2 protein-coding genes are annotated in these 4,087 nt (G+C 69.7%); one reads left to right on the top strand and one right to left on the bottom strand.

The annotated features are described in order from the left end of the window. Window positions 1-54: 54 nt before the first annotated feature. The gene (locus G6020_RS01615; protein ID WP_182609451.1) at window positions 55-1,449 is read right to left on the bottom strand and encodes an MBL fold metallo-hydrolase; all 1,395 of its coding nucleotides are present in this window, start codon (window positions 1,447-1,449) and stop codon (window positions 55-57) included. A gap of 201 nt (window positions 1,450-1,650) precedes the next feature. Between G6020_RS01615 and G6020_RS01610 the strand changes: the two genes are divergently transcribed. Continuing rightward, the coding region (locus tag G6020_RS01610) for an MMPL family transporter (RefSeq protein ID WP_182609450.1) at window positions 1,651-4,087 on the top strand (2,437 nt) is incomplete at its 3' end.

Here is a 4,087-nt window from a genome sequence, read left to right as displayed (position 1 = left end):
TGGGGCCGGGGGCCGGACGGGTGGTCCGGCCCCCGGGGTGTGCGGTGGGTCCGCTCAGGCGGAGACGAGGGTGCGCTCGGACCAGGCTGCGTAGCTGCCCTCGAGCTCGACCACGTGGTAGCCGGCGCGACGCAGTGCACTGGCCGCGACCGAGTTGCGGACGCCGCTCTGGCAGTACGTCACGATCGGCCCGTCGGTCGGGAGCCGGTCGAGGTTCCACAGGAGCCGGCCGCCGCTGAGCTGGTCGGAGCCCGGGATGTGCCCCTCGGAGTGCTCGGTCTTGTTCCGCACGTCCAGGACCATGGCGGCGTCGAACGCGTCCAGCTCGTCGGGCCCGATCATCTCGGGGGTCGTCATGGGCAGACCCTCGAGGCCGGTGGTGTAGCCGGTGACGGTGTCGATGCCGACCCGCAGCAGGTGATCCCGCAACGCCTCGGCCATCTCGACGTCCTCGGCCAGGACCACCAGGGGCGTGTCCTCGGACTCGGGGTCGTAGACCCAGGCGCCGAAGGAGGCGGCCTTGTCGACGCCGGGGATGTTGAGCGAGCCGGGGACGGTGCCCGCGTGGACCTCGTCCTGGCCGCGGGTGTCGACGACGACGACCTCGTTCGTCTCGAGGGCGTCGGCCACCTCCGCGGACTCGTAACGGCGCAGCGGGGCCAGCGGTCCGAGGACGTCCGGACCCTGCCGGTTCTGCCGCTTCATCCGCCCGAAGTACGCGTGCGCGTCCGGCTGGCCGTCGAGGAGTTCGGAGACGAAGCCCTCTTCGTCGTCGTCGTTGACGTACCCCGCCCACCACGCGTATCGACGCTCGTACCCGACGCTGGTCGACGGAAGCGCGCCGAGCGCCTTGCCGCAGGCGCTGCCCGAGCCGTGGCCCGGGAAGACCTGGACGTGGTCCGGCAGCGTGACGAACGAGTCCTTCAGGCTCCGGAAGATCTGCTTGGCGCCGGCGAAACGGGTGTCGACCCCGCCCGCGGCCTCGTCGAGCAGGTCGGGCCGGCCGAGGTCGCCGGAGAAGACGAAGTCGCCGGTCAGCATGTACCCGGGGGTATCGGCGAACGCGCCGTCGGTGATGAGGAACGACAGGTGCTCCGGCGTGTGGCCCGGTGTGTGCACGGCCTCGACGGTGATGTTGCCGAGGGTCAGCCGGTCGCCGTGGTACAGGCGCTCCGCGGCGAAGCGGTACTGCCAGTCGTCACCGCCCTCGCCGGAGACGTAGACGGTCGCCCCGGTGGCGGCCGCGAGTTCGCGGGTGCCGGACAGGTAGTCGGCGTGGATGTGGGTCTCGGTGACCGCGGTGATGGTCATGCCGTGACGAGCGGCCAGGTCCAGGTACTCGCGGATGTCGCGGCGGGCGTCGACCACCACGGCCTCCCCCTTGGCCTGGCAGCCGATGAAGTAGCCGGCCTGGGCGAGGTCCTCGTCGTAGATGCGTTCGAGAAGCATGGTGATCTCCTTGTCGGTCGGTGTTCCCTGCGAGGGGTGTGCCACGACTGTACATACCCCGGGGGGTATCGACAAGGCGGGCGGCGCATCCGGGCAGGGTGGCGTTCGCCACACGTGGTTGCACAGGCTGTGCAATGGTGCAGTACTCGTGCAAAACTGCGAGGGTTCCGCTTCCCGCACCTACGCACCAGGAGCCAGCGCATGGCGTCATTCCTCTACCGCATCGGGCGGTCCGCCTATCTGTTCAGGTGGCGGTTCATCGCGGCCTGGATGCTGTTGATCGTCGGCGTCGGCACCGCCGCGGCCACGATGTCGCAGCAGACCAGCACCACCTTCTCGATCCCGGGCCTGGAGTCGATCGAGACCCAGGAGGAGATGCAGGAGCGGTTCGCCGGGGCGGGGGACCAACTCGACGCCCCCACGGGGACAGTGGTCATCCGGGCCCCGGAGGGCAGCACCCTCACCGATCCGGCGGTGACGGAGGACGTCGACGCATTCCTCGCACAGGTGCGGGAGCTGGACTTCCTCGCCGACACCGACGCGATCGTCAACCCGGTGATCGCCGCCGAGGGGCTGTCCCAGCAGCTGACCGAGGCCAAGGCCGCCCAGGAGATCCCGCAGGAGCAGATCGAGGCCGACATCGCGGCCCTGAGCCCGCTCAGCGCGGACGAGACGACCGGCACCGTCCAGGTCCTGTTCGCGGCCGAGACGACCATGGACATCGACGCCGAGGACCGCGACGCCTTCGCGGACGTCGTGGCCGGGCACGAGGGCGACCTGACCATCGCGTACTCCGGGAACGCCTTCCAGATGTCCGAGATCAGCGCCATCGGCGAACTCATCGGTATCGCGGTGGCGGCGGTGATCCTCCTCGTCACCTTCGGTTCGCTGATCGCCGCGGGGATGCCGCTGCTCACCGGGATCATCGGCGTCGGGATCGGCATCGCGGGCATCTTCGCGGCCACCGCCTTCACGGACACGATCAACACCATGACGCCGACCCTGGCGTCCATGATCGGTCTCGCCGTGGGCATCGACTACGCGCTGTTCATCGTCTCCCGGTTCCGCACCGAGCTGGTCAAACACATCGGGGGGAACGACCTCGAACCGGCCGAACTCGCGGAGAAGCTCAAGACCATCGACGCCAGGCAGCGCGCGCACCTCGCCGGGTTGGCGGTCGGCAAGGCCGGCTCCGCCGTCGTCTTCGCCGGACTCACCGTGCTCGTCGCCCTCGCGGCCCTGTCGATCATCAACATCCCGTTCCTCACCGCGATGGCGCTGTCCGCCGCGGCGACCGTCGCGATCGCGGTCCTGGTCGCCATCACGCTGCTGCCCGCCATCCTCGGTGCCGTCGGGACCAGGCTCTTCGCGGCCCGCGTCAAGGGCGTCAAGGCGCCCGACCCGGAGGACGAGAAGCCGACGATGGGCTTGACGTGGGTGCGCCGCATCCGCGCCCGTCCCGTGTTCTTCGCGACCGCCGGTGTCCTGCTGCTCGTCCTGCTGGCCCTGCCGGCCGTGCAGCTGCGACTGGCCATGCCGACCGACGGCACGATGGCCCCGGACACCCCGAACCGCGTGGCCTACGACATGACCGACGAGGCGTTCGGTCCCGGTCGCAACGCCCCCATGATCGCCTTCGTGGACACGCTCGATGTCGCGGAGGAGGAGCGTCCGGCCGCGTGGGCCACCGCCGCGGCGGACATCCAGGCGCTCGACGGAGTGCAGAACGCGCAGATCATCGAGACCAACGAGTCGGGTGACGCCGCCCAACTCCTCGTCACGCCCGAGTACGGTGCGACCGACGAGCGGGCCGCGGACGTGCTCGCGGAGATCAGGTCCGGGGTCGCGGCCTTCGAACAGGAGACCGGGGGCACCTACTCCGTCACCGGCGTCACCCCGATCTACGAGGACATCTCCGAACGACTCACCGAGGTGCTGCTGCCGTACATCGCCATCGTGCTGGCGCTCGCGTTCATCCTGCTCATGCTGGTGTTCCGGTCGATCTGGGTGCCGCTGATCGCGGCGCTGGGCTTCGGCCTCTCGGTCGCGGCGACCTTCGGCGTCACCGTGGCGATCTGGCAGGAGGGCTGGGGCGGGATCATCTCCGATCCGCAACCCGTCATCAGCTTCCTGCCGATCATGCTCATCGGCATCGTGTTCGGTCTGGCGATGGACTACCAGGTGTTCCTGGTCACGAGGATGCGCGAGGGGTGGGTGCACGGCAAGACCGCACACAACGCGGTCGCCAACGGCTTCAAACACGGGGCCCGCGTCGTCACCGCCGCCGCGTTGATCATGATCAGCGTCTTCGCCGCCTTCATGACGATCGACGAGCAGTTCATCAAGGTGATGGGCTTCGCGCTGGCGATCGCGGTGCTGTTCGACGCGTTCGTGGTGCGCATGACCATCATCCCGGCCGTGATGTTCCTCCTCGGCGAGCGGGCCTGGGGCCTGCCCCGGTGGCTGGACAGGCTCCTCCCCACCGTCGACGTCGAGGGGTCGGCGCTGGAGACCGCGGGCGAGTCCGCCGAGCAGGGGACGAGCACCGCCACGGACGGCGAGGACACCGACGGCGGCGCCCACCGCGAATCGGCACTCGTCGGCGGCCGACACTCGGCCGACACCGTCGCCGAGCAGT

It is taken from the genome of Dietzia sp. B19 (assembly GCF_014145155.1).
Classification (GTDB): domain Bacteria; phylum Actinomycetota; class Actinomycetes; order Mycobacteriales; family Mycobacteriaceae; genus Dietzia; species Dietzia natronolimnaea.
The sequence above is the reverse complement of the archived record's forward strand: the minus strand, read 5'-3'. Positions and strand labels throughout refer to the sequence as shown.